Here is a 23,424-nt window from a genome sequence, read left to right on the forward strand (position 1 = left end):
GATGGTGGTGGGGGGTGCCGGGCGGGTGGCGGCGCCGGGTCAGTAACCGGTCGGGCGCACCAGTCCCGTCTCATAGGCGTGGACCGCGGCCTGGGTCCGGTCGCGCAGCCCCAACTTGAGCAGTATCCGGCCCACATGGGTCTTCACGGTCTGCTCGGCGACCACCAGGCGTACGGCGATCTCGGCGTTGGACAGGCCCTGCGCGATCAGGGAGAGGACCTCGGTCTCACGCTCCGTCAGATCGCCCGCGCGGCCCTTCGCCGGGGGGCGCGGCGTGGCGCTCACCCGGGCGAACTCGGCGATCAGCCGCTTGGTGATGTTCGGGGCGAGCAGGGCCTCGCCTGCCGCCACCACCCGTACCGCGTGGGCGAGTTCGTCGGCCGACGCGTCCTTCAGGAGGAAGCCGGACGCGCCGGCGCGCAGCGCCTCGTAGACGTACTCGTCGAGGTCGAAGGTGGTGAGGACGAGGACCTTGACGGTGGCGCCGTCGCGTCCGGTGACGGTGCGCGTCGCCTCGATCCCGCCGAGCCGGGGCATGCGGATGTCCATCAGGACCACGTCCGGGTCGAGTTCGGCCACCTTCTCGACGGCGTCGACGCCGTCCACCGCCTGGCCGACCACCTCGATGCCGGGTTCCGCGTTGAGCAGCACCGTGAAGCCCTGACGGACCATCATCTGGTCGTCGGCGATCAGAACGCGAATGGCCGTCATCGGCTTTCCTCGGCAGGGTCGGTGGGGGCGGCGCGCCCCGCTGGGGGCGGTGTGGGCAGTATCGCAGCGACCTCGTAACCGCCGTCCGGGGTGGTTCCGGTGACGATCTCGCCGCCCAGCATCGCGGTGCGCTCGCGCATGCCGAGCAGGCCGTGGCCCGCGCCCGGCGAGGGCGGTACCGCCCGGTCGGGGGCGGTGTTGGTGACCCGGACGGCGACCTCGGACGCACCGTGGCCGATCTCCACCCGTACCCGGGCGCCCGGTGCGTGCCGCATCGCGTTGCTGAGCGCCTCCTGCACGATGCGGAAGGCGGACAGTTCGACCCCCGGGGAGAGCGGGCGCGGCTCCCCGGTGGTCTCGGCGGTGACCTCGACCCCGGCGCCCCGCGCGTTGTCGACGAGTTCGTCCAGCCGGTCGAGGGTGGGCTGCGGGGCGTGCCGGGCCGCCTGCGGGAGGGGGTCCTCCGAGCGCAGCACGCCCAGGACGCGGCGCAGTTCGGTGAGGGCGTCGACCGCGTTGCGGCGGATGCCCTCGACGTTCTCCCGCAGTTCGTCGGACGGGTTGTCGACCAGGTGCGGGACGACCTGCGCCTGGATGGAGATGACCGACATGTGGTGGGCGACCACGTCGTGCAGTTCCCGGGCGATGCGGTTGCGTTCCTCCAGCAGGGTGCGCCGGGCGCGTTCCTCGGCGGTGAGTTCCTCCTGCACGACGAGTCGGGTACGGGCCACGACCAGGCCGCGCAGGGCGGCACCCATCCCCGCGGCGACGAGCAGGACGGCGGCGGCGAGTCCGGGGCCGGGGCCGTCGCTCCAGGGGACGGCCCGGCCGCAGGCGAATCCCACCAGCATGGTGATCGTCAGGGCCTCGGCGGTGATCCGGGGGCGTACCCGCAGGGCGAGCAGGAACAGCACACCGGCCTGCACCGCGATGTTGGCCTCGTTCCAGGGGAACGCCACGTGGTCCGGGATGGTGACTCCCTCCCGGGGGAACACCATCTGGCCGGAACTGGCGTTCGTGGCGAACGGGGTGATCACCACCATGACGAGCACCGACGTCCACCAGGCCGGGACCGGGCGGTACAGGGCGGCGACGAACGCCGCCGACTGGACACCGGCGAACAGGAGGCCGAGCAGGAGGCCCGTCCCGAGTTCGAAGGTGTACTGGTTGGTGTTGGTGATGAGCACGACCATCGCGAGCAGCACCAGCGGCACCAGGATCACCGGTCGCCATTCCAGCCAACGCGGCCGCCCGTTCGGGTCGGTGGCCGATGTCATGAGGTCCTTGTGCAGGGCGCGGGGCAACTCCCGCAGCACCCGCGCCGACCACTTCGTCATGTCTCCCCGGTTCACAGGTCGCACCTTATGCACGTCGTGCCGCCGCCCGTCCGGGGCGCCCTTCACGGACGACCAGGCTCCTGCGCCGCGACCGCCCCTGTTCGTGGCCCCGGAACGCCGCCCAGCAGACCGTCAGCGCGAGGGCGAACACGGGCAGCCAGGCCAGCCGGGCGAGCACCCAGCCGGGATGGTCGGGGACGGTGTGCAGCCCCGTCAGGGCCCCGCCCGCCGACAGGCCGAGCGCGGTGACCGCGATCATCGCGGTCTGGTGCCACAGGAACACCGTCATCGCGGAGAGGTTCAGTACCGCCACCGCCGCCCAGACGGCGGGACGCCGCAGCACCCGGCGCAGCGGGCCGAGCAGCAGCAGCGCCGCACCGCACTGCGCGAGGCCGAAGGTGACCACGGCGAGGGTCGGCGGGTCGAGGTTGGAGACCTCCGTGCCGGGCACACCGACCATGGCGGCCGGGTAGCCGCCCCACCCGACCAGTCCGGCGGTGGCCGCGGCCCCGCCGAGCAGCAGGATCCAGCCGGTCCGGCGGCTCCGCAGCTCACCGCGTGCCCACGCCGCGCCCAGGCAGTACAGCACCAGCCAGCCGGCCGCCACGTTGACCGAGGCGAACGCGGTGGGCGTGTCCAGGCCGAACCGGTAGAGGTCGACGACGAGCACGACGGCGAACGGCCAGAGCGGGTGCAGCCGCGCCACCAGCGGGGTGGCCGCCGTCAGCGCCGCGAAGACCGCCAGGAACCACAGCGGGGACCAGACCAGTTTGCACAGGGCCCGCACGGTGCCCTGGTCCGTTCCGGAGGCCAGCATCGCGCACGCCGCCACGGTCCACACGGCCAGTACGACGACCACCGGGCGCAGCAGCCTGGTCATGCGGGCGCGGAGCCACTGGCCGTAACTCCCGCCCCGGGCCATGGCGTCGGCGTGGCTCCTGGCCGCGACCTGGCCGCCGACCAGGAAGAAGAGCGCGAGGGTCTGGAAGACCCAGGAGGCCGGTACGAGTCCGGGCAGGTACTGGAGCGGGCTCGCGCCGTGCAGGGTGCCGCTGTCCGCGACCAGGGCGGTCACCAGCCAGTGGCCGAGGACCACTCCGAGGATGGCGACGGCGCGCAGGGCGTCGACGGTGCGGTCGCGGTCGGCGGGGGTGGCGGCGTCGATCCGCCGGACGAGGTCACGCATGGCGTCCTCCCGGGGCCGAAACGGGTGCCGCGTCCGCGGCCCCGGCGTCCGCGCGGTTCTCCCCGGTCACGATCCGGGCCATGTTCCTCAGCGATTCGGAGCCGCTTCGCAGGTAGTCGCTGTGACCGGCGGAGCCCGCCGCGAAGGTCTCGGCGCCGAAGGCGGGCGAGACCGGGTCCGTCCCGAACCCGATGTCCACGAAGGGCAGTCGGAGCCTCACGTGGGGCACGTCGGCGATCCAGTCGTCGCTGCCGCGGCCCGCCCAGACGGTGGCCCGGGCGTGCAGGGCCGCGGCGTTCCCGTAGCCGGTGCCGGGGCTGCCGTACAGGACGATGCCGGCGACCCGCAGTCCGTGTGCGGCCCGCGCGCAGACGACGGAGCCGTAGGAGTGGCAGAGCAGGGTGGTCCTGGCCGTGGGTCTCATTCTTCTCAACTCCCCGATGAACGAGCGCAGTCCGGGGGCCGCCTCGACGGCCCGCCCCGAGGTCAGCGAGGTCGTGCTCACGGTGGTCGGCGTCCGGTAGCCGAGCCAGGCGATCACGGCCGACCGCCCGCCCAGTTCCTCGCGCAGGGCGAGCGCTCCCTTGCGCAGCCGCCAGTAGTGGTCGAGGTCGACGCCCGCGCCCGGGACCAGTACGGCGATCCGCTCGGCGCGGGACAGGTCGCCGACGACCTCGGCGCCGCGGCCCCCGTCGCGTCCGTCGAAGGAGAGGAAGTGGCGGCCGGGTCCGGCCATCGCGCGCAGCGCCTCGGCCCGTCCGTGGTCCTTGTGCCGGGCCGCCGCCCGCCCGGCCGCTTCGATGTCGGCGCGGGTCGCGGCGTACCGCTCGGCGAGGGCCCCGGGGTCGGCGGTGTGCAGGGGTCCGTGGGCGGCCGGGGCGGGCGCGGGCACGGCCGAGGGAATCGCCGCGCCCGAGACCGGCACGGCCACCGAGGCGGCCACCAGCGCGGCGAGCAGGCCGTGACGCAGTCGGGTTCCGCGCGGGTGGGACCGCATGAGGGGTGTTCCTTCCGTACCGGGTCGGCCGGGGCTTCCCGTGCCGGGTGGCCGGGGCTTCGGGTACAGAAGTTATGGACGGCGGCCCGTAGTCGGCGTCCCACCGGGGTGTGAACCTTCCTCGTAGCTCTGAGGGACTACAGGTATGAGCGTCATCGAGCCGGGCCGGACATGTCCGTCAGACCCGCCTTTCGCACCGTTGGTACATTCGCAGCCCCGACCGACCCACCAGGAAGAGACCGACGGAACCATGGCGGTGGACGCCCTCGACACCCGCATCCTGCGGCTGCTCATCGAGCAGCCGCGCACCAGCGTCCGCGAGTACGCGCGCATCCTCTCGATCGCCCGGGGCACCCTCCAGGCCCGGATCGACCGGCTGGAGCGGGACGGGGTGATCACGGGCACGGGACCGGTGCTGTCCCCCGCCGCGCTGGGTCATCCGGTCCTGGCCTTCGTCCATCTGGAGGTCACCCAGGGGCATCTGGACGAGGTGGGCGAGGCGCTCGCCGCGGTGCCGGAGATCGTCGAGGCGTTCTCGACGACGGGGGGCGGCGATCTGCTGGCGCGGGTGGTGGCCCGGGACAACGGGCATCTGGAGGACGTGATCCAGCGGCTGATCCGGCTGCCGGGCGTGGTCAGGACCCGTACCGAGGTGGCGCTGCGCGAACGGGTCGCGCACCGGCTGCTGCCGCTCGTCGAGTCGGTGGGACGCACGACGGCCGGTGGCCGGAAGTGATCGCCGGTCCGGCGTGCCGAGGGCCCCGGGTCCACCGGACGAACGGCCGGCCGTTCCGCGACGGGGTGGGACGGGGCGGGACGGGGTCCGGCGGACCGATATCCTGATCTTGCCGCGCGCCCCCCACCTCGCCCCGATCCCGTCGGGTCGCCGCCGTGGCAGCAGAAGCGGCCCACGATCCGAGATTGGTGCACAGGTGCTGGTAGCTGGTCGGTACCGGTTGATATCCCCCATCGGCCGCGGCGGCATGGGGGAGGTGTGGCGCGCCGCCGACGAAGTGCTCGGCAGGGCGGTCGCGGTGAAGCTGCTGCTGGGCGACCACGCCGACGAGTCGGCCACCGCCCGGTTCCGCCTGGAGGCGCAGACCGCGGCCCGGCTGAGCCACCCCCATCTGGTGGCCGTGTTCGACTTCGGCGCCTGGGAGGACCGTTTCTTCCTCGTGATGGAGCTCGTCGAGGGCAGGAGCCTGGGCGATCTGCTCGCGGCCGAGGAGCGGCTCGGCGCCGAACAGGTGGCCCGGATCGCGGGGCAGGCGGCCGCCGGGCTCGCCGCCGCCCACCGCCAGGGCATCGTGCACCGCGACATCAAGCCGGGGAACCTGATGCTGGACGCCGAAGGGTCCGTCAAGATCGGCGACTTCGGCATCGCCCAGTTCGTCGACGACCCCTCGGCCGCGCTGACCACCACGGGGCAGATCGTCGGCACCAGTCTCTATCTCGCCCCGGAGCGGGCCCTGGGCCGCACGGCCGGCTCGGCGTCCGACATGTACTCCCTCGGCTGCGTGATCTACCAGCTCCTGCTGGGCCGGCCGCCGTTCCGTTCGGACACGGCGACCGCGACGCTCTATCAACATGTCGACACCGCACCGGTGCCGCTGCGCCAACAGGGCGTCGACCTGTCCCCGGCCTTCGACTCCTATCTGCTGGGGCTGCTGGCGAAGCAGCCCGAGGACCGGCCCGGTGCGCAGCAGGTCGCCGACTGGTTCCAGAGCGGTGCCTGGCGGGGACAGCCCGAGCCGCTCCCGATGTACTCCCCCGCGCCCCCGCCGCCGACCGGCGCCCCCCGCACCGCGCCGCCGGGCGCGGGCGCCCCTCACCTCCAAGCGCCCGCGCCCGCGTTCGCTCCCGGGCCCGGCTCCGACCCGCAGGCCGGGGGCCCTGCGACGTACCGCCTGCCGCAGACCGGTGGCCACCGGCGGCGCGCGGCCGAGCGTCCGCCGTCCGGCCGGCGGGCCGCGCCGGAGCGTCCGCTCACCGGTACGCGTGAGGCGATCAGGCGGCGCCCTCGGGTGGCGAGCGCCATCGCCGGCACGATCGCCTTCATCGCGGCGGTGTACCTGGGGATGGCCCTGTTCTCCCCGGACAACGGGTCGGAGGGCACCCCCGAGACCGGTTCGACCGCGACCACCGGGCCCGAGGCACCGGCTCCCTGACCGCGCGTCGGCCCGGATCCGGGCGAAGCGGCCGTGCGTCGGGGCCGGGGCGGCGGCCCCGGCCCCGTTCCCGTTTCCCGCCCCGCTCCCGGCCGTCGTGCGATCGCACCACCGCGGCTTGACCAAACTTGCCAAGTCTCCCGGCGGCCGACGCAGTTCATTGACGAGTTCATGGCGACGTGTGAGTGTTCGGTCGCTCGATCACGGGCGCCGGAAACCGGCGGCCGCCGCTGTCGCGTCTTCGTGCGCTGCTGTCCGCGATCGAGGACCCCCCGACTCAAGGAGCCTCGATGAAACGCAGACCGTTGACGGCCGGGACCACCCTGGCCGTCCTCGCCGGAATGCTGGTGGTCACCAGCGGGCAGTCGGCGTCCGCCGAACCGTCCCCGCCCGCCCCCTCCGCCCTCTCGGCCGCGGTGTCCGCCGCCGACCGGGCCGCCGCCAGCGGCCTCGACACCCTGGCCAAGGGGCCCGAGGAACGGTACGAGCGGCAGATGGTGACCCCGTGGGTCAAGGGCCTGTACTCCGTCGCGTACCAGCGCACCTACCGCGGCCTGCCCGTCGTCGGCGGGGACGCCGTCGTGGTGGCCGACTCCAAGGGCCGGGTCCGCGGCACCCAGTCGGCGGTCTCCCGGCAGATCAACGTGCCGACCGTCCCGACCGTCTCCGCGAAGAAGGCCGAGGCCACCGCCCGCAAGAAGCTCCGCACGGTGCGGCGGGTCGAATCGCAGCGCCTGGTGGTGCGCGCCACCGAGAAGACCTCCCGGCTGGCCTGGGAGACGGTGCTTTCCGGACGCACCGCCAAGTCCCCCAGCAAGCTGCACGTCTTCGTGGACGCCGGCACCGGCAAGGTCCTCGACAGCTACGACGACGTCAAGGCGGGCACCGGCAACAGCCAGTGGAACGGCCCGTCCCCGTTGGCCATCGACACCACCGCCTCGGGCAGCAGCTTCTCGCTGCGCGACCCGAACCGGCCCGGCCTGAGCTGTGCCGACTACAGCACGGGCAGCGTCTTCAGCAAGTCGAGCGACTCCTGGGGCAACGGCAGCGCCACCAGCAAGGAAACCGGCTGCGTCGACGTCATGTGGGGGGCCCAGCACGAGTGGAACATGCTCAAGGACTGGCTGGGCCGCAACGGGCACGACGGCAACGGCCGCAGCTGGCCGGTGAAGGTGGGGCTCAACGACGTCAACGCCTACTGGGACGGCTCGTCGGTCTCCATCGGCCACAACAACGCCAACCAGTGGATCGGCGCGATGGACGTGGTGGGCCACGAGTTCGGCCACGGCATCGACCAGTACACCCCGGGCGGCGCCAACAACGAGTCGGGGCTCGGCGAGGCCACCGGCGACATCATGGGCGCCCTGACCGAGGCGTACACCAATGAGCCCGCCCCGTACGACGACCCCGACTACACGGTCGGCGAGAAGATCGACCTGGTCGGCAACGGGCCGATCCGCGTCATGTACGACCCCTCGCGGACCGGGGACCCGAACTGCTACAGCTCCTCCATACCCAACACCGAGGAGCACGCGGCGGCCGGCCCGCTGAACCACTGGTTCTACCTGCTGGCCGAGGGCTCCAACCCGGGCGGCGGCAAGCCGGCCAGCCCCACGTGCAACAGCTCCTCGATCACCGGCGTGGGCATCCAGAGCGCCGGCAAGGTCTTCTACGGCGGCATGCTGCTCAAGACGAGCGGGATGACGTACAAGCGCTACCGCACGGCCACGCTCACCGCCGCCAAGAACCTCGACGCCGGGTGCACGCTCTTCGACCGCACCAAGGCCGCGTGGGACGCCATCAGCGTCCCGGCGCAGAGCGGCGACCCGACCTGCACGCCCAGCGGGAACAACGACTTCTCGATCTCCCTCGACCCGTCCTCGGGCTCGGTGCAGCCGGGCAGTTCGGTGACGGCCGCGGTGCGCACCTCGGTCAGCTCCGGCAGCGCCGAGGCCGTCGCGCTGACGGCGAGCGGTCTGCCGAGCGGGGTCACCGCCTCGTTCAGCCCGTCGTCGGTGCAGTCCGGCGCGGCCTCGACGATGACGGTCTCGGCGTCCTCCGGCGCCGCGCCCGGCTCGTACACCTTCACCGTCAAGGGCCAGGGCACCCAGAGCCACACCGCGCAGTACACCCTCACCGTCGGCGGCGGTGGCACCCCGGGCGGTGACGCGCCCGACATCAGCGTCGCCAACGTGCAGGCGCACCTCACCCAGCTCAACACCATCGCCTCGCAGAACGGCGGCAACCGCCGTGCGGGCAGCGCCGGTTACACCGCCTCGGTCGCCTATGTGAAGAGCAAGCTGCAGGCCGCCGGGTACACCGTCACCGAGCAGACCTGCACCGGCTGCACCTACCGCGGCAACAACCTGATCGCCGACTGGCCGGGCGGCCCGTCCGACCAGACCATCATGTTCGGCGCCCACCTGGACGGCGTCTCGGCCGGCCCCGGCATGAACGACAACGGCTCCGGTTCGGCCACCCTGCTGGAGAACGCGCTCGCCCTGGCCCAGCGCAACCCGACCATGACCAAGCACGTCCGCTTCGCCTGGTGGAACGGCGAGGAGCAGGGCATGCAGGGTTCGGAGTACTACGTCGGCCAGCTCACCTCCGCCCAGCGCGGCGCCATCAAGGCGTACTACAACTTCGACATGGTCGCCTCGACCAACGGCGGCTACTTCATCAACAACCTCAACTCGGCCGCGTCCGCCCCGATGAAGGAGTACTGGGACTCGCTGAACCTCTCGCCGGAGGAGAACGTCGAGGGCCAGGGACGGTCGGACGACTACTCCTTCCAGCAGGGCGGCATCCCCACCTCGGGCTACGCCACCGGCGCCAGCGACACGAAGACGTCGGCGCAGGCCGCCAAGTGGGGCGGTACGGCGGGCCGTTCCTACGACCCGTGCTACCACTCGTCCTGTGACACCACGGCCAACATCAACGCGACCGCGCTCGACCGCAGCGCGGACGGCGTCGCCCACACGCTCTGGAAGACGTCCGTCGGCACCACCGCGCCCGGCGACGACTTCTCCGTCTCGGTGAAGCCGGTCACCGGCAACGTGCAGCCGGGCGCCTCGGTCACCGCGACCGTCTCGACCGCGACCACCGGCGGCTCCGCGCAGTCCGTGAAGCTGTCCGCCTCCGGCGCGCCGAGCGGGGTCACCGTCTCGTTCGACCCGGCGTCCGTGCAGTCGGGCTCCTCCTCGACGATGACCGTCTCCGCCGGGGCGCAGACCGCGGCGGGCACCTACACCATCACGGTGACCGGAACCGGCAAGGCCACCCACACCACCACGTACTCCCTCGCCGTCGGTGGCGGCGGCAGCTGCCAGGCCCGGCAGGTCGTCGCCAACGGCGGCTTCGAGAACGGGGTGACCCCGTGGACGCAGACGGACGGTGTGATCAACAACCGGACGTCCGAGAAGCCCGCGCACAGCGGCTCGTACACGGCGTGGCTCGGCGGCTGGGGCTCCACCCACTCGGACACGATCTCGCAGTCGCTGACCGTCCCGTCGGGCTGCGCGACCTACAAGCTGTCGTTCCACCTGCGCACCGACACCGACGAGTCGGCGAGCGACCCGACGGCGTACGACACGTTCACCGTCAAGCTGGGCACCAAGACGCTCGCGACGTACTCCAACACGGACGCCACGGGCTCCTACGTCCAGCGGTCCTTCGACGTCGGTGAGTTCGCCGGCCAGACGGTCACCCTCGGTTTCACCAGCAAAGAGGACGCCTACCTGCAGACCAGCTTCGTCGTGGACGACGTCGAGCTGAACGCCGGCTGATCATCCGTCGGTGAACCACCCGGGCGGGGCGTGCGTCGCGCACGTCCCGCCCTTCGCCGTCTCAGCGCACGACGGCGGCCAGTCGGCGGAGGAAGTCCTCGGTCTCCGGCCGGTCGTCCCGCCGGGACGCCAGTCGGCCGTGCAGCCCGCGCAGTTCCTGCCCGAGCAGGGTCGAGGCGGTGATCTCGGTGGTGTCGAGCACGGGCCGGGCGATGGCGACGGCCGCCTGTGGGTCCTGGGCGCAGGCGTGGGCGTCCGCCATGCGGACCAGGAACAGCTTCCGCGCCGAGTGCATCCCGGGCGGGAGCAGGTTCAGCGCGGCGCGGGACGCCCCGACCGCGCGCAGTGCCAGCCGGCGGTCGCCGGTCGCCGCCGCGAGGTCCCGCAGTGCCCCGGCGGCGCCGGACTCCACCCGCAGGCGCACGGAGGCGACGGACAGCCAGGGCGCCTCCGCCTCGTCCCGCTCGCCGACCCGGTCCAGCTCCCACCAGGCGCGTTCGATGTGGTCCAGGGTCTGTCGCGCGTCGCCGCGGACGGCGTGGCCGCGGGCCTGGTACAGGTCGCTCATGGCCCCCGCCCAGTGCCGGCCGGCGGCCACCTGCCGGATCGCGCCCCCGTAGGCGAGGGCGGACAGGCCGTCGCCCTCCAGCCGGGCCAGGGTGCTCATGTCGCCGAGTGCGGCCACCTGCGTCCCGACGTGCCCGGCCGGCCCGGCCCAGACCAGTGACCGGTCGAGCCAGGCCATCGCCGTCGCGTTGCGGCCCCACAGCAGCCTCAGGCAACCGGCCGACTGTGCGTACTCGGCCGCCAGCGGCGCCAGTTGGCGCTGGTAGGGCGCCGCGGGCAGGGCCATCCAGCGGAGCATCGCGTGCAGGGTGCGCTCGACCACGACGGTCGCTCCGGGCCAGGCCCGTTCCTCGTCGGCCCGCAGGCAGACGGCGAGCAGCGCCGTCAGGGCGTGCACCGTGTCGGTGTCCAGCGCGGGGCGGGTCGCGGTGGCCGGGTCCGGCGCGCAGAAGGCCGCGTACAGGGCGACCACGTCGTCGAGCGCGGGGACGGCGCACCCGTCGCGGCCGTGCACCGGGCACACCACCCCGTAGGTGGGCAGGCTCCGGGGCAGTTCGGTGTCCGGCGGCAGCATGGCGAGCAGGGAGCCGCCGGCGGGTTCCCCGGGCAGCGGGCCGGTCCGGGCGGGGGCCGGTGCGGGCGGTGCTCCCCCGGCCTCCTCGCCCTGGCCCGCCGCGCTCTCGGCCCGTGCCGCGGCCTCGCAGGCGGCGAGGAGGTCACCGCCCGCCGTCATGAGTTCGTCCAGCCGGCGGGCCAGCGGCAGCGGTGTCCTGCGGGTGCCGTGCTCCAGTTTGCTGATGGCGGTGTGGTCGTAGCCGACGCGGGCGCCCACCTGGGCCTGGGTGAGCCCGGCGCGCCTGCGCCACTGCCGCAGTCTGGACCCGAAGTCCTGCCACGCCTCTGCGGTACGGGCGTCCGGCAGAGGGCCCATGCCCTCGGTGATCACCCGGAACTCCGCGCGACCCCGTCGAACTCCCCACCCGTGCCACGCTCATGGCTCATGGTCGGGAGAATAGCGAGCACGCGCGCCCGCTGTCCCCTGTGCGAGGTAAAGATGGCGTCTTCCCGTTGCCTCCCGTTCCGTCCCGCGTACGACGCGACGGCGCCGGGGCGCGGCCGGTGACCGACGGATCGTCATGTCCCGTCCGGCGCACGCGTGGTGGGGCGGAAAGGGCGGATGCGCCGGCCCGCCTCGAAGAGTCCCGGAAGATCCGCATGAGTGAGTCGCGCACCGGGCATATGACGGATTACCGATCAGGAGGTGATGGCAATGGGCCGCATCAGGATCGTCCGACGTCCACAGCCGCCGGCCCGGCCGGCGCCCCTCGATCTGCGGACTCCGTCCGGCCGCCCGCTGCCGTACTGAACAAGGGCCCGGCACACCGCCGCCCCCGCCCGGGGGCGGCGGACCGCGTTTCCCCGGCCGGAATCCCGGCCGATGGCTCCCCCGCCGTCGCGTCCGCGCGGCACCATGCCCCCATGACTTCGCGACACCGTGCCCCCGTGCCCTCACGTTTGAGGAAAACCGCAGGGTGGCGGGGCGGAGTACCGCACCCGGTCCGGGGGTGATCCGCGTACCGGCGCCGACCGCCGATTCCTAGCGTTGCCGGTGAGGCGCGACGGACTTCTCGCGCCCGTCACCACCGGCCGGGAGTCAGGTCATGGATTTCGTGCAGTCGAGCCTTCCCCAGGAACCCGCGGGAGGCGTCGCGGGCTGGGCAGCCGATCTCGTCGACGCCATGGGAGGTCCGGGAGCCGGCCTCGCCATCGCGCTGGAGAACCTCTTTCCCCCGCTGCCCAGCGAGGTCATCCTCCCGCTGACCGGTTTCGCGGCGGGGCGGGGCGTCATCTCCCTGGCCTCCGCGCTCCTGTGGACCACGCTCGGTTCCGTGGTGGGCGCGGTGGCCCTGTACTGGCTGGGGATGCTCTTCGGCCGTGACCGGATGCATGCGATCTGGGCGAGGCTGCCCCTGGTGAAGGCGTCCGATCTGGAACGCACGGAGCGGTGGTTCGCCAGACACGGCACCAAGGCCGTCCTCCTCGGCCGCATGGTGCCGATCTTCCGGAGCCTCATCTCCGTGCCGGCCGGGGTGGAGCGCATGCGGCTGCCGCTCTTCGTCTCCCTGACCGCCGTGGGCAGCCTGCTGTGGAACACGGTGCTGGTGATGGCCGGGTACTGGCTCGGCGACCGCTGGGACCTGGTGGAGACCTATGTGGGGGTCCTGTCCAAGGCCGTTCTCGCCCTGGTCCTGGCGGCGGTCGCCGGATACGTGTGGCTGCGCCTGGGCGTCCGGGAGCGGGGCCGGCACCGGGGCGCCTCATGAGCTCCCGCCCCGGCCCCGCCGAACCGGCTTGCCGCGCCCGTGACGTGCGGCTAACCTCGGCGTCCGTACAGGGGACCGAGGGCCGTACGGGCGGCCGCACCCCGGAGCGTGACGGGGAGGGAGCGCCGACGGTGCGCAGGTCCCCTCGGCTCCTCCGGACCGCGGGCACCCTTCTCGGCTGCTGCACCGCTCTGGCGGGACTCCTCCACTTCGCCGTCGTGGGTGTGGCGGCAGGCCCGTTCCTCCTGTGGCCCCGCACCCGTCGGCGCGCGCGGACCGTGCTGAGCGCCGGTGCGCGACGGCTCGTGGAGCTCGAACGCGGGCGCCGCCGCTTCTTCTTCGGCGACCGCTTCCCCACGCGCCGGGCCTCCGACCCGGAAGTGCTCCGCCACCTCGCCGCGCGCACCTGGGCGGGTGTGCTGACGGGCGCCGTGCTCGCGCTGCTCGGCTACGGGGTCGTCCTGGCCGGTGTGCTGGTGGCCCGGCTGCCGCACTCCTCGTCGGGTCCGCTCACCCTGTTGTCGCAGGCCGCCCTCGGCGGCCTGCTGCTCTTCCTCGGCCTCCAGGGGCTCGTCTCCCTCCACGCCCTCGACGCCCGGCAGGCGCGCGAGCACTTCGGCCCCTCCGAACGGGAGTTGCTGGAGCTGCGGGTCGCGGAACTGGCCGCCAGCCGGGCCGAGGTGCTCCGGGCCGTCGACGCGGAACGCAGGCGCATCGAACGCGATCTGCACGACGGGGTGCAGCAGCGGCTCGTGGCGCTGGCCATGCTGCTGGGACGGGCGCGCCGCAACCGGACGCCCGAGCAGGCGGCCGCGCTGCTGAGGCAGGCGCACGAGGAGGCCGGGGAAGTCCTCACCGAACTGCGGGAAGTGGCCTGGCGGGTCTATCCGTCCGCGCTGGACGAACTGGGCCTGGAGGAGGCGCTGACCGGGGTGGCGCAGCGCTGCGCCATTCCCCTGCACATCACGTTCGACGTGCCGCTGCCGCTGCCCCGGCCCGTGGAGACGGCCGCCTACTTCGTGGTGTCGGAGGCCGTGACCAACGCGGCCAAGCACTCCGGCGCGACGTGCATCAGCGTCGGTGTCAGCGGCGACGGGCACGGGGTGTCGGTGCGGGTGCGGGACGACGGCACCGGCGGCGCGGACCCCACCGGCAGCGGCCTGGCCGGGCTGCGCGGCCGGGTGAACGCCCTCGACGGCCGCCTGTCCGTCGACAGCCCCCCGGGGGGACCCACCACCGTCGTCGCGGAGCTGCCGTGCGCATCATGATCGCCGAGGACTCGACACTGCTCAGGGAGGGCCTGGTCCGCCTGCTCGCCGAGGAGGGACACGAGGTCCTCGCCGCGGTGGGCGACGGGGACTCCCTCGTCCGGGCGGTCGAGGCGGACCCGCCCGACGTCGTCGTCGTGGACATCCGCATGCCACCCACCCATACCGACGAGGGGGTGCGGGCCGCGCTGGAGATCCGCGAGCGCCTGCCCCGCATCGGTGTGCTGGTCCTCTCCCAGCACGTGGAGCGCAGTTACGCCGTGCGGCTGCTGTCCGCGAACGCCGAGCGGATCGGCTATCTGCTCAAGGACCGGGTCGCGCAGGTGGACGAGTTCCTGGACTCGTTGGAGCGCGTCCACGCGGGTGGCGCGGCCATCGACGCCGAGGTGGTACGGCAGTTGGTGATCAGGACCACGCACACCGACCCGCTGGCCGGACTGACGCCCCGGGAGCGCGACGTGCTGGAGCAGGTCGCGCAGGGCCGTACCAACGCGGCCATCGGGGAGCAGCTGCACCTCTCGGTCAGCTCGGTCGAGAAGCACCTCAACTCCGTCTTCGACAAGCTCGGTCTGGCCCGCGCCACCGGTTACAGCCGACGGGTGCTGGCGGTCCTGCGCTATCTGGAGTCGTAGGCGGCCGGCTCCGACGGCCCCGGCCCGCGCTGCCGCGCGCCGGGCTGACGCCGCGTCAACCGGCCGCCGGGCGGCCGGGCCTGGTTCCGCCCGGCCCCTTCCTGATCGATGATGATCCCCGGAAATGCCGTCCCCGGTACGGCACCGGCTGTTCCAGGAAGGGGTTCCCGATGCGGGAGACGACGCCAGAGCGGTCACCGGCCGACGCCCGGTCCGACCACGGGTCGGATCAGGACGCCCAGGTCATCGTGGTGGGAGCGGGGCCCGCGGGCTCGGCCGCGGCCTTCCACCTCGCCAGAGCGGGCGTGGACGTCCTGCTCCTGGAGAAGTCGCACTTCCCCCGGGAGAAGGTGTGCGGGGACGGTCTGACGCCGCGTGCCGTGCACCAGCTCATCAGGATGGGCGTCGACATCAAGGCGCCGGGGTGGACCCGGTCGCGCGGAATGCGCTGGGTGGCCGGGGAGCACCAGGTGCACATCGACTGGCCCGCGCTCGGGCGCTACCCGGACTTCGGGCTCTCCCGGAGCCGGCACGACTTCGACGACATCCTCGCCCGGCACGCCGTGGCCGCCGGGGCCCGGCTGCGCCCCGGCATGAAGGTGACCCATCCGCTGACCGACCGGGCCGGCCGCATCACCGGCGTCACCGCCGTGACCGGGGAGAAGGAGTCCCTGGAGTTCCGCGCCCCGGTCGTGATCGCCGCCGACGGCGCCTCCGCCCGGCTCGCCCTCGCCATGGGCCTCCAGCGCGACAGGAGCAGGCAGATCGCGACGGCCGCCCGCCGCTACTACCACAGCCCGGAGCGCTCCAAGGAGGAGTACCTGGAGCTGTGGGCCGATCTCCGCTTCCCGGGGAGCGACCGGTACCTGCCCGGCTACGGCTGGATCTTCCCCATGGGCGACGGCCGCGTCAACGTCGGTCTCGGCGCGCTGCCGCACCGCCGGCACGGGAAGGCCGATCTGCGCGCCACGCTGGACGAGTGGCTGGCCCGTACCCCCGAGGAGTGGGGGCTGCGCGAGGAGAACGCGGAGGGGCCGGTCCGCAGCGCGGCCCTTCCGCTGGGCTTCAACCGCCACCCCCTGTACACCCGCGGGCTCCTCCTGGTGGGCGACTCCGGCGGCATGATCAGCCCCTGGAACGGCGAGGGGATCGGCCAGGCCATGGAGGCGGGCGAGGTCGCGGCCGAGACCGTCGCACTGGCCCTCGCCCTGCCCCGGGGCCCCCGGCGGGAACAGGTGCTGCGCGGCTACCCCCTGGAGATGAACCGGCGTTGGGGGCGCTACTACCGGCTCGGCAACAAGGCCGCCGACCTCGTCTTCAGCCGGTCCGGATTCCAGCCGGTCCTCAACCGCTACGTCATGGGCTCGCCGTTCCTGCTCGACACCCTGGCCCGGCTGCTCACCAACCTCACGGACAAGCCCTCGCACGACCTGATCGACCATCTGCTCAACGGCGTCGTGCGCCTGGTGCCCGAGCCCAGGGTGCGCCGCGGGCGCTGAGCACGGCGGTGCGGGCGGCGCGCCGGGCGTTCCCCGGTGCGCCGCCCCTCCGGCTACTCGTCGATCGCGGCCCCGTACGCCGCGTCCGACGAGGGCGCGTCCAGCGAGCCGCCGCCGTACGTCCACGAGCCGGTGGCCGTGATTCCGCCCGGTCCGGCCGGGAGCACCCACACCACTCCGTCGCCGGTGTTCTCGCCCGGGGCGGAGGCCAGCAGGCCGTGGCGGCCGTCCCGGTTCGGGTCGGTCAGCCGGACCTGCGCGCCCCAGCGGTCGCCCTTCTCGGCGGTGCCCGGGACCCCCGCGGAGTTCTGGTCCCACGACCTGGCGCCCCTCGCGGTCAGGCCGTCCGCCGTGCCGCGCAGCACCCACACCGCTCCGGCGTCCGTCACCGTGCCGATGTCCTCGCCGGCCGCCCCGACCACCACGTCCGCGTACCCGTCGCCGTCCGTGTCCTCGACGGAGAGGTCCGTGCCCCAGCCGTCGCCGCGTTCGGCCGTTCCCGGCACGCCCGGGGTGTCCTGGGTCCACCACTGCGGCGGACCGTCCGCGCCGTCGGCGCCGAGCGGGCCGTCGGGGCTGCCCCGGTACACGCCGACGAGGCCGCCGGTCGTGGTCTCGCCACCGTCGTCGGGGCCGTTCGGTTCGCCGGTGACGAGGTCGTCGTAGCCGTCGTGGTCGATGTCGCCCGAGGCGGCCACCGGTCCGCCGCGCAGATCGCGTGCGTACGTCAGCCCCGCGGCCTGTCCCGGGAAGAGGGCCGACCAGCCGTGGCCCGGCTCGTCGCCGGTCGTGACTCCGGAGACGACGAGGTCGGCGTAGCCGTTGTCGTCGTAGTCGCCGGTGGTCAGGGACCTGGGCAGGATCCGCCGCTGTGCCGCGGCCGCGGAGCGGTCGGGGGCGGTGCGGCGCAGCGGGGCGGACCGCTGCTGCGGGACGCTGTCGTAGACGTACAGCGCCAGGTCCTCGCGGTCGGCGACGGCCAGTTCGTCGCCGGGGGTGGCGGCGCTGAAGCGCGCCGCGGCGAGGGCGGAACCGAACCTCTTGCCCGCCGTGGGCTCCGCCGCCTCCAGCCAGTCGCCGCCCGCGCCGGTCAGTCCGCGCGGCGAACCCCACAGGACGGTGACGCCTCCGGCGTCCGTCACCGTGCCGATGTCCTCGCCGGGGATGCCCACGACCGCGTCGTCGTAGCCGTCCGCGTCGAGGTCACCGGTGGTCAGGGCCCGGCCGAAGCCGTCGCCCGTCTCGGGGGCGCCCGGCACCCCGGTGGTGGCCTGGGTGATGACCACGGCACGGCGGGTGCCCATGCCCGCCGGGCCGCCGTACTGCGCGGCCACGTATCCCGCGCCCTTCTTCCCGCCGACGGTGGCGCCGGGCGCGCCGACGAGCACGTCCTCGTAGCCGTCGCCGTCGAAATCGCTGTTGCGGTCGCTCGCGTGCGTTCCGCCAGGGGTACCGGCGTACGCGGCGGGGGCGGTGAGGCCGACCCCCGCGGTCAGGAGGAATGTTGCCGCGACGAGGGCGGCCGAACGGTAGGTGCGCACGAGCGGCTCCTTGGTCCAAGGATGACCGGGCGGGTGCGGGGGGCGACGGCCGGAAAGGGCCCGTTCCCTCCCGACGCACCGTTCGACCGCACATGGGACGAAAGGGTTGTACGGAACCGGGCGACGGGCGGGCCGATTCGCCCGTACGGCTGATTCCCGCCGGGTGCCGCGGCCCCGTCGCGACGCGGGGCGCGGGGTGGCTACGAGCGGCGGCGGGGCTTGCCGCGTCCGGCCGACCTGCCGCCGGAACCGCTCCGCGGATTCTTCCCCGCCGACTTGCCGTCCGTCCTCTTCCCCGTCGACCGGCCCGTCGCCGACCTGCCGCCCGCCGCGGGCTTGCGCCGCGCGCCGCCCGTCTCCGCGCGCTTGCCCTTCGCCGACCGGTCCTGGGCCTGGGCCGGGGGCTTGGCCCGGCCCCTCGTGCTGTTGACGGTCCGCCCGCGGACGATCCCGATGAACTCCTCCACCAGATCGGGGGTTTCGCCCTCCGGCCACGAGAGCGCGACCCCGGAGGCGGGGGCGTCCGTCACCGGCCGGTACGTGAGGTCCTTGCGGTGGTGCAGGCGGGCGAGCGACTGCGGTACGACGAGCAGCCCGATGCCCGCCGCCACCAGCTCGACGGCGTCCGCCGTCGTGGCGGGGCGCTCGTTGGCCGGCCGGCCGGGGAGCCGCTCCCAGTCGAGCGTGTCGTCGAGGGGGTGCAGCACGATCTCGTCGGCCAGGTCGGCCACGGCGATCTCGTCGGCCGCCGCCACGAGGTGGTCCTTCGGCACCACGACCACGGTCGTCTCGGTGTAGAGCGGAATCGCGCTGAGGACCGTCCGGTCGACGGGCAGCCGTACGAGACCGGCGTCGGCGCCACCGTCCCGCAGCATGCCGGGGGCCTCGGCGGCCGGCACCCCGACGAGGGTGAGCGGGACGTCGGGCAGCCGCTCGTTCCAGACCCGCACCCACTTGGCGGGGGTCACCCCCGGGACGTAGGCGAGCCGGAACGAGGGGGTTTCTTCCGCACATGTCACCCCGCCAGGTTACCGGCCCTGGTCGGAGGTAGCTCACATGCTCGATACCCTGGACCCCATGACGTCGCACAAGACCGCCCAGACGATGAAGCCCGCGACCGCGGCGAAGAAGCTGGGCGTGTACCTAGAGGCCACCCCCGCCGAGTTCCAGGAGGGTGTCGTCTCGCGCACCGAACTGAACGCCCTGCAGTCCGATCCTCCCCAGTGGCTGCAGGACCTGCGACGCAACGGCCCGCATCCCCGCCCGGTGGTCGCGGCGAAGCTGGGCGTCTCGATCTCCGGTCTCGCCCGGGGCGGGGTCACGCAGGCCCTCACGACGGAGCAGATCGAAGCGCTGAAGCAGGAGTCCCCCGAGTGGCTCCGGAAGGAGCGGGCCACCCAGGCGGAGGTCCGCAAGGAAGCGGTACGGATCAAGGAGAAGAACGCGGCGCGCGAGGACCGGACCGACGGCCCGCGCTCCTGAACGTCCCCCGTCCCCGCCATGACGCAGGAGTCATCGGTTATGACAGAGTCCGGGCCCTTCGAGCCGGAGTCGGAGCGCGTGACCCGGCAGTTGCGGGACGACATCCTCGACGGGGTCCGGCTGCCGGGCAGCAAGCTCGTCGAGCGTGAGATCGCCGCCGAGCTCGGGGTGAGCCGGGTGCCCGTGCGCGATGCCCTCAAGGCGCTCGTGACCGAGGGGCTGGTCACCCCCAGGCCCCGGACCTGGGCGGTCGTGCGGGAGTTCACCGCCTCGGACATCGCCGACCTGGACGAGATCCGGACCTCGCTCGAACTGCTCACCTTCCGGCTGGCCGCCCAGCGGCACACCCGCGCGGGCCTCGAAAGGCTTCGCTCGGATCTCGATTCGGAGCTGTCCGCGGCTCTCGCGGGCGACGCGGTGGGGGCCCGGCGGGCCGCCGCCGACTTCCACCAGACGGTGACCTCACTGGCCGGGAACGACCTGCTCCGCGAGTTGGAGCAGACGCTCCGCAGCAGGATGCGGTGGTTCCTGGCCCAGCACGACGACCTCGTGGGAGTCGCGAAGGAGCACGAGGCGCTCTGCGCGGCGATCGCCGACCGCGACGTCCAGCGGGTGGAGGAGCTCGTGACGGAGCACCTGGTGAACAGCCGCCGCGCCGTCGCGGCGCGGCGGCGCGGCACACCGGCTTCCTGAGGCCCGGAGAGCGCTGCCGGACCCGTCCGGTCCGGCGGCGCCCGGGGCGCCTCAGGAGGTGGGGGCGCCGCTGTACCCGAGCAGTTGGGGCACCCGGAGCGCGAGCGTCAGCAGGATCGCGACGAGCAGGAGTCCGCTCAGGAACGCGGTGGTGCCGACGCCCACCGACCCGGCGGCCGCGCCGAGCCCCAGCGACGCGAAGGGCATGACGCCGATCGCGAGTTCCTGGAGACCGAGGGCCCGGCCCCGCACCTCCGGCTCGGTCGTCATCAGCAGCAGTGTGGTCTGGAGCACGCCGAACGTGGCGCTCATCAGGCCGATGCACGCCATCAGGGCGAACGAGAGCGGGACCGTACGGGAGAGTGCGAACAGCGACCACAGGGCGCCCCACGCCGCGGTCCCGAGCACGAAGAGCCCGCCCTTGTACCGGAAGTCGCCGAGCACGGCGATGACGAGCGAGCCGACGAGACCGCCCAGGCCGCCGCAGGTCAGGAGCCATCCCAGGCCCGCCGCGTCGAGCCCGAGGTCGTCCGCGAACACCGGCATGAACGCCTGGTGGACGGGCCAGAGCAGAACGTTGGCGGCCAGGGTGACCAGGAGCACGGCCGAGGCGAGCCGGCCGGCCAGGACGGTGCGGAAGCCGCCGGTGAGCATCTTCAGCACGGGTTCCGGCCGGTGCGGTGCCGTGCGCCCCGCGCCGCGCAGCGGCCAGAGCGCCGCGAGCGAGACCGCGTACCACGTGGTCGAGATCCACAGGGCCGCGGGCGCCCCGAAGGCGCTGATCATCGCCCCGCCGACCGCCGGGCCGATGACCTGCGTCATGTTCATCGCCAGCGCGTTCAGCGCGTTGGCGTTGCTGAGGTTCTCCCGCCCGACGAGGTCGAGCACGAGCGAGGCGCGCGCGGGCTGTGACGGGGACTGCGCCAGGCCGATCGCCAGGCCGCCGGCGACCAGCGCCCCGTACGACACGAGGCCCGACGACGCCATCGCCGCCACCACGACGACGGCGCCCAGGGCCCACAGGCAGGCGAGCACGAGCAGGCGCACCCGGTCGTACCGGTCGGAGAGCACCCCGGCGAAGGGGCCCAGGAGCATCGGGGCGAGACGGACCGCGGTGAACACGGCGAGCAGGAACTCGGAGTCCGTCGTCTCGAAGACGAGCCAGCCCAGGACCATCGTCTGGGTCCACGCGCCGCCGTAGAAGAACAGGTTGGAGACCCACAGGAGGCGGAACCCCGGGCTGCTCCGCAGGGAGGCCAGTGCGTGCCGGGCGCCGCCCGCCCCCCGTTTCCGCGAGGCGGGCCGCGGCGGCGCCTCGACCCGTTCCGTGACGTTCGTCCGCTCCCCCGGCTCCTCCTGCGACAACGCGTTCCCTCCTCGTACGGCGCCCCGGTGCTCGGACCGTCCGCGGGTACGCGAAGGCGCCGCCCCTCTCCCCCGGTGCGGGACGGCCACCCCGAAGGACGATCACCGGCAAAATGGTATACCAATAATGGTTGCCGGTTGAATCGATCTGGCGGGAGCCGGGCGGCGACCGGGCGGGTCAGGAGGCCGTCGTCGGGGCCTCCCGCAGGGTGACGTTGGCGTGGCTCTCCTGGAAACTCTGGTCCGAGACGAGGGTCATCCGGGCCGTGGAGCGGAATTCCGGCAGGGTGGTGGAGCCGCAGGAGACCATCGTGGTCCTGAGCTTGGCCGTGGTCAGGGCGAGCCCTTCGTCGAGGTCGCCCGCGTAGGGGACGTAGCCGTCCACGCCCTCCTCGAAGACCAGCCCCTGGCCGCCCTGGCCGTAGCGCTGCCAGTTGCGGGCACGGTTCGAGCCCTCGCCCCAGTACTCCTTCACGAAGCCGTCGCGGGTGGGCAGCTTGGCGCCGGCCGCCTGGTCGAAGCGTGCGAAGTACCGCCCCATCATGACGAAGTCGGCTCCCATCGCCAGCGCCAGGGCCACGTGGTAGTCGTGCACCAGCCCGCCGTCGGAGCAGATCGGCACGTACTCGCCGGTGCGCTCGCAAAAGGCGTCCCGGGCCGCCGCGACGTCCAGCACCGCGCTGGCCTGGCCGCGGCCGATGCCCTTCTGGTCGCGGGTGATGCAGATGGAGCCGCCGCCCACCCCGACCTTGACGAAGTCCGCCCCCGCCTCGGCGAGAAAGGTGAACGCCTCGCCGTCGACCACGTTGCCGCCGCCGGTCGGGATCTCCGGATAGTGCTTCTTCACCCAGGTCAGGGCCTGTGCCTGCCAGTCGCTGTAGCCGTCGGACGAGTCGAAGCACAGCGCGTCCGCCCCCGCCTCCAGCAGGGCCGGGACGCGCTCTCGGTAGTCGTGGGTGTTGATGCCCGCGCCCACCCGGAGCCGCTTGGCGGCGTCCACGAGCTGGTTCGGGAAACGCTTGTTGTCCGCGTAGTCGGAGCGGAACACCAGGTGCTGGAGGCGGCCCTCGGCGTCCAGCACCGGGAGGCAGTCCAGCCGTTCGTCCCACAGCCGCGCGTTGGCCTCGGAGAGCGTGATGTCGGGGCCCGCGAGAGCCAGGTCGGCGACGGCGGTCATCCGGCCGCTCACCGGCCCGTCCAGCCCGTGGCGCTGGGGGTGGAAGTCCCGGGAGGTCACCAGGCCGAGCAGGCGGCCGTTCGCGGTCCCGTCGTCGGTGACCGCGGCGGTGCTGTGACCGGTGCGGCGCATGACCTCGGCCAGGAGACCCAGGCCGTCGTCGGGGCGGACGTTGGTGTCGCTGGTGACGAAGCCCGCCTTGAAGTTCTTCACCCGGCGGACCGCCGCGGCCTGTTCCTCGACCGGCTGGTTGTGGTGCAGGAAGCTGAGACCTCCGTTGCGCGCCAGTGCGATCGCGAGGTCGGGCGTGCTGACGGCCTGCATGATCGCGGACGTGAACGGGGACCGCAGCTCGATCGCCGACTCCTCGCCCACGGGGTGCCGCACCAGTGACGTACGCAGGTCGACCGTCGAGGCCGAGCAGTCGGTCCTGGTCCGGTTGGGCAGAAGCAGAAACTCGTTGAACGTCCGTGAGACCTCGGCGATGATCTGTGCCACTCGTTCCTCCTGGCCCGTCGGCGGGGCCCGGCCGGCCCCGCCGTGAGGATCGCCCCCGTGTTCCAGGGCCCCGGGCAGGCAGAGACGGCGCGGCGGTCGTGGAGGTGCCACCGACCGCGGCAGAGCTCTGACCGGCCCCGGATCGAACAGGGTGCGGTCGTGACCAGGCACCTTAGCGATCAACCCGGTCCCCG

Annotated in this window: 18 protein-coding genes; 9 read left to right on the plus strand and 9 right to left on the minus strand. The window is 73.4% G+C overall.

Annotated elements, in window-relative coordinates; translation table 11 throughout:
- Positions 1 to 39 precede the first annotated feature (39 nt).
- From ACFYW1_RS25720 to ACFYW1_RS25735, 4 genes are read right to left on the minus strand one after another with little or no spacing between them, the layout of a single operon-like run.
- A complete protein-coding gene (locus ACFYW1_RS25720) occupies positions 40 to 711 on the minus strand; it encodes a response regulator (RefSeq protein WP_388997691.1) in 672 nt (223 codons plus the stop codon).
- Positions 708 to 2,048 carry a sensor histidine kinase gene (locus tag ACFYW1_RS25725; protein WP_388998004.1) on the minus strand — a complete coding sequence of 447 codons (1,341 nt, stop codon included), beginning with the start codon at positions 2,046 to 2,048 and terminating at the stop codon, positions 708 to 710. The genes ACFYW1_RS25720 and ACFYW1_RS25725 overlap by 4 nt, the downstream gene beginning before the upstream one ends.
- 25 nt (positions 2,049 to 2,073) lie before the next feature.
- The gene (locus ACFYW1_RS25730) at positions 2,074 to 3,234 is read right to left on the minus strand and encodes an acyltransferase (protein WP_388997694.1); all 1,161 of its coding nucleotides are present in this window, start codon (positions 3,232 to 3,234) and stop codon (positions 2,074 to 2,076) included.
- Complete coding sequence (locus ACFYW1_RS25735) at positions 3,227 to 4,231, minus strand: alpha/beta hydrolase (RefSeq protein ID WP_388997696.1); 1,005 nt, start codon at positions 4,229 to 4,231, stop codon at positions 3,227 to 3,229. Before ACFYW1_RS25735 ends, ACFYW1_RS25730 begins: the two co-directional genes overlap by 8 nt.
- A 250-nt stretch (positions 4,232 to 4,481) precedes the next feature.
- On the opposite strand from ACFYW1_RS25735, the gene ACFYW1_RS25740 reads away from it, so the two are divergent.
- The 3 genes from ACFYW1_RS25740 (at position 4,482) to ACFYW1_RS25750 (ending at position 10,184) form a co-directional block, all read left to right on the plus strand.
- Positions 4,482 to 4,967 (plus strand): Lrp/AsnC family transcriptional regulator, encoded by a 486-nt coding sequence (locus ACFYW1_RS25740; RefSeq protein ID WP_388997699.1) that lies wholly within the window; start codon positions 4,482 to 4,484, stop codon positions 4,965 to 4,967.
- Between the two features lie 247 nt (positions 4,968 to 5,214).
- Entirely contained in the window at positions 5,215 to 6,399 is a 1,185-nt protein-coding gene (locus ACFYW1_RS25745) for a serine/threonine-protein kinase (protein ID WP_388998007.1), read from the plus strand.
- Positions 6,400 to 6,689: 290 nt separating this feature from the next.
- Positions 6,690 to 10,184 carry a M28 family peptidase gene (locus ACFYW1_RS25750; RefSeq protein ID WP_388997702.1) on the plus strand — a complete coding sequence of 1,165 codons (3,495 nt, stop codon included), beginning with the start codon at positions 6,690 to 6,692 and terminating at the stop codon, positions 10,182 to 10,184.
- 61 nt (positions 10,185 to 10,245) lie between these two features.
- On the opposite strand, the gene ACFYW1_RS25755 is transcribed toward ACFYW1_RS25750, so the two are convergent.
- Positions 10,246 to 11,697: a helix-turn-helix domain-containing protein gene (locus tag ACFYW1_RS25755; RefSeq protein WP_388997705.1), complete on the minus strand. Its 1,452-nt coding sequence runs from the start codon at positions 11,695 to 11,697 to the stop codon at positions 10,246 to 10,248.
- Between the two features lie 715 nt (positions 11,698 to 12,412).
- Here ACFYW1_RS25755 and ACFYW1_RS25760 point away from each other — a divergent pair.
- From ACFYW1_RS25760 to ACFYW1_RS25775, 4 genes are all read left to right on the plus strand, one after another.
- Positions 12,413 to 13,075, plus strand: a complete 663-nt coding sequence (locus ACFYW1_RS25760) for a DedA family protein (protein WP_388997708.1) — start codon at positions 12,413 to 12,415, stop codon at positions 13,073 to 13,075.
- A 131-nt stretch (positions 13,076 to 13,206) separates the two neighbouring features.
- A complete protein-coding gene (locus ACFYW1_RS25765) occupies positions 13,207 to 14,343 on the plus strand; it encodes a sensor histidine kinase (protein WP_388997711.1) in 1,137 nt (378 codons plus the stop codon).
- Positions 14,340 to 14,975, plus strand: a complete 636-nt coding sequence (locus ACFYW1_RS25770) for a response regulator transcription factor (RefSeq protein WP_148841160.1) — start codon at positions 14,340 to 14,342, stop codon at positions 14,973 to 14,975. The genes ACFYW1_RS25765 and ACFYW1_RS25770 overlap by 4 nt, the downstream gene beginning before the upstream one ends.
- A gap of 170 nt (positions 14,976 to 15,145) precedes the next feature.
- Complete coding sequence (locus tag ACFYW1_RS25775; protein ID WP_388997714.1) at positions 15,146 to 16,474, plus strand: geranylgeranyl reductase family protein; 1,329 nt, start codon at positions 15,146 to 15,148, stop codon at positions 16,472 to 16,474.
- Positions 16,475 to 16,527: 53 nt separating this feature from the next.
- On the opposite strand, the gene ACFYW1_RS25780 is transcribed toward ACFYW1_RS25775, so the two are convergent.
- Both ACFYW1_RS25780 and ACFYW1_RS25785 read right to left on the minus strand, forming a co-directional pair.
- Entirely contained in the window at positions 16,528 to 18,015 is a 1,488-nt protein-coding gene (locus ACFYW1_RS25780) for an esterase (protein ID WP_388997717.1), read from the minus strand.
- 200 nt (positions 18,016 to 18,215) lie between these two features.
- Positions 18,216 to 19,034 carry a LysR family substrate-binding domain-containing protein gene (locus ACFYW1_RS25785; RefSeq protein WP_388997720.1) on the minus strand — a complete coding sequence of 273 codons (819 nt, stop codon included), beginning with the start codon at positions 19,032 to 19,034 and terminating at the stop codon, positions 18,216 to 18,218.
- A gap of 58 nt (positions 19,035 to 19,092) precedes the next feature.
- Here ACFYW1_RS25785 and ACFYW1_RS25790 point away from each other — a divergent pair, with 58 nt between their 5' ends.
- Positions 19,093 to 19,497 (plus strand): DUF5997 family protein, encoded by a 405-nt coding sequence (locus ACFYW1_RS25790; protein WP_388997723.1) that lies wholly within the window; start codon positions 19,093 to 19,095, stop codon positions 19,495 to 19,497.
- A gap of 39 nt (positions 19,498 to 19,536) precedes the next feature.
- Positions 19,537 to 20,190, plus strand: a complete 654-nt coding sequence (locus ACFYW1_RS25795; RefSeq protein WP_388997726.1) for a GntR family transcriptional regulator — start codon at positions 19,537 to 19,539, stop codon at positions 20,188 to 20,190.
- Positions 20,191 to 20,241: 51 nt separating this feature from the next.
- On the opposite strand, the gene ACFYW1_RS25800 is transcribed toward ACFYW1_RS25795, so the two are convergent.
- Together ACFYW1_RS25800 and ACFYW1_RS25805 are read right to left on the minus strand one after the other, a co-directional pair.
- Entirely contained in the window at positions 20,242 to 21,555 is a 1,314-nt protein-coding gene (locus tag ACFYW1_RS25800) for an MFS transporter (RefSeq protein ID WP_388997729.1), read from the minus strand.
- A 178-nt stretch (positions 21,556 to 21,733) separates the two neighbouring features.
- Positions 21,734 to 23,230: an IMP dehydrogenase gene (locus ACFYW1_RS25805; RefSeq protein WP_388997732.1), complete on the minus strand. Its 1,497-nt coding sequence runs from the start codon at positions 23,228 to 23,230 to the stop codon at positions 21,734 to 21,736.
- Between the last annotated feature and the right edge of the window lie 194 nt (positions 23,231 to 23,424).

Source organism: Streptomyces sp. NPDC002669, assembly GCF_042889165.1.
Lineage (GTDB): Bacteria > Actinomycetota > Actinomycetes > Streptomycetales > Streptomycetaceae > Streptomyces.

What these genes read in the sequence shown, in the direction of transcription:
- ACFYW1_RS25720 (WP_388997691.1), bottom strand. Translation starts at nt 711, where the DNA reads ATGACGGCCATTCGCGTTCTGATCGCCGACGACCAGATGATGGTCCGT.
- ACFYW1_RS25725 (WP_388998004.1), bottom strand. Translation starts at nt 2,048, where the DNA reads ATGACGAAGTGGTCGGCGCGGGTGCTGCGGGAGTTGCCCCGCGCCCTG.
- ACFYW1_RS25730 (WP_388997694.1), bottom strand. Translation starts at nt 3,234, where the DNA reads ATGCGTGACCTCGTCCGGCGGATCGACGCCGCCACCCCCGCCGACCGC.
- ACFYW1_RS25735 (WP_388997696.1), bottom strand. Translation starts at nt 4,231, where the DNA reads ATGCGGTCCCACCCGCGCGGAACCCGACTGCGTCACGGCCTGCTCGCC.
- ACFYW1_RS25740 (WP_388997699.1), top strand. Translation starts at nt 4,482, where the DNA reads ATGGCGGTGGACGCCCTCGACACCCGCATCCTGCGGCTGCTCATCGAG.
- ACFYW1_RS25745 (WP_388998007.1), top strand. Translation starts at nt 5,215, where the DNA reads ATGGGGGAGGTGTGGCGCGCCGCCGACGAAGTGCTCGGCAGGGCGGTC.
- ACFYW1_RS25750 (WP_388997702.1), top strand. Translation starts at nt 6,690, where the DNA reads ATGAAACGCAGACCGTTGACGGCCGGGACCACCCTGGCCGTCCTCGCC.
- ACFYW1_RS25760 (WP_388997708.1), top strand. Translation starts at nt 12,413, where the DNA reads ATGGATTTCGTGCAGTCGAGCCTTCCCCAGGAACCCGCGGGAGGCGTC.
- ACFYW1_RS25770 (WP_148841160.1), top strand. Translation starts at nt 14,340, where the DNA reads ATGATCGCCGAGGACTCGACACTGCTCAGGGAGGGCCTGGTCCGCCTG.
- ACFYW1_RS25775 (WP_388997714.1), top strand. Translation starts at nt 15,146, where the DNA reads ATGCGGGAGACGACGCCAGAGCGGTCACCGGCCGACGCCCGGTCCGAC.
- ACFYW1_RS25790 (WP_388997723.1), top strand. Translation starts at nt 19,093, where the DNA reads ATGACGTCGCACAAGACCGCCCAGACGATGAAGCCCGCGACCGCGGCG.
- ACFYW1_RS25795 (WP_388997726.1), top strand. Translation starts at nt 19,537, where the DNA reads ATGACAGAGTCCGGGCCCTTCGAGCCGGAGTCGGAGCGCGTGACCCGG.